At 56.2% G+C, this 1579-nt stretch carries 1 protein-coding gene; it reads right to left on the bottom strand.

What is annotated here, in order from left to right; all coding sequences use genetic code 11:
• The coding region (gene ltrA, locus BSG20_RS35260; protein WP_093042005.1) for a group II intron reverse transcriptase/maturase at nucleotides 1-1184 on the bottom strand (1184 nt) is incomplete at its 3' end.
• Nucleotides 1185-1579 lie beyond the last annotated feature (395 nt).

The raw sequence follows: 1579 nt of genomic DNA, 5'->3' as shown, positions 1-1579 counted from the left end.
CGATCCCAAGACAATCGGTTTCGCTGGCTTCGACGCATCAGAGCGTGTCGCCAAGCGCGACCAACTTCCCAGCGGAACCCACCCAGTCTTCTTAGATTGCCAGGAACCGCATGGTAGTTCAAATACCCCTGTAACACTTGCCGTAACCACCGACCTACTACTGCCACCGGTTCATGGCGGCGTCGCATTAGCGTTCCCCGAATGGCCTCCAGCGTCGTGCGCATGCGCTTCTTGATCGTCAGACGGACAATCTTGAAGCCCCCATCATTGCGCCGTCTGCCACAGCAATGTGTGAATCCCAGAAAGTCGAAGGTCTCTGGCTTGCTGATACCACGCTCCCGGCAGTTTCGCGCAGCATACCGCCCAAAGCGTATTAGCCGCGTCTTTTCCGGGTGTAGCTGCAAGCCAAACTGAGCGAGACGCTCCCGCAATGCTTGCAGGAAGCGCTGCGCCTCTCCTTCGTACTGGAACCCAATCACGCTGTCGTCGGCATAACGTACAATGATCACGTCGCCTTTAGCATCTCGAGTACGCCATTGCTGGACCCATAAATCCAATGCGTAATGCAGATAGATATTCGATAGAACCGGGCTAATTACAGAGCCCTGAGGAGTTCCTCGCGTTGATGCGACGCGACGGCCATCCTCAATCGTGCCCGCTTTCAACCATTTGTGGATCAGACGTATCAGCCGGCGGTCACCAACTCGATGCGACAGGAAACGAAGCATCCACTCGTGATCGATTTCATCGTAAAACGAGCGAATGTCTGCATCCAGTATCCAGTTGATCTTCCGGTTATCGATCCCAACCCACAAGGCGTCCAGCGCGTCATGCTGTCCTCTTCCTTGTCGGAACCCATATGAGAAGCCGAGGAAGTCTTGCTCATAGATCGCGTTCAGAACCGTGGATACGGCCATCTGCACGACCTTTTCTTCCAGAGCTGCAATGCCGAGGGGACGGAGTCTTCCGTCATTCTTCGGAATGTAGACCCGTCGGGACGGTTGTGCACGATATGCACCGGATTGAATCTCCCGGTGTAGTTCGTGCAGGCGCCCTTCGAGGGTCTTCTCATAGTCGTACCACGTCACGCCATCCACTCCGCTCGCCGCCTGCTTGCGAAGCGCATGAAAGCTCTTCACCAATAGCGCGGGAGTGATGTGGTGCATCAACGCCGTGAAACGCATCTTCGGGTTCCGCTTGGCGGCTTCCCGTACACCTTCAATCCCCATCGAAGCGTGTATTATCCGGCTCTGTGTCCGGCACGCTGGAGTTTCGAAGGCGTTCCCTCCGATTACACCCCTTCCCTCCATTGCCTCCGCAGGATCATCTCCCTTGTTCGGCAACTTCTGCGGTACTATGGGCGTATCCGACTTCTCATCAGCGTCGATGACTGGCTTATGGTCAACGACCTTCCCAGTCCCGTCCAGTCCATTCGCACTGGACACTGATGAGATCTCGCTGCTTCCGTATGAAAGACTTCCCGGCATGCACAGGGTCTCCGACCGCGCGGGATCGGGGCATGGCTTGCGATTTACGCCATGCACCGTATTGCCTTCCGCTTCGCTTAACAGCGTCGGCA

It is taken from the genome of Rhizobium tibeticum, from assembly GCF_900110205.1.
Classification (GTDB): domain Bacteria; phylum Pseudomonadota; class Alphaproteobacteria; order Rhizobiales; family Rhizobiaceae; genus Rhizobium; species Rhizobium tibeticum.
Note: the sequence above shows the minus strand (reverse complement) of the source record. Positions and strands in the feature narration are given on the sequence as shown.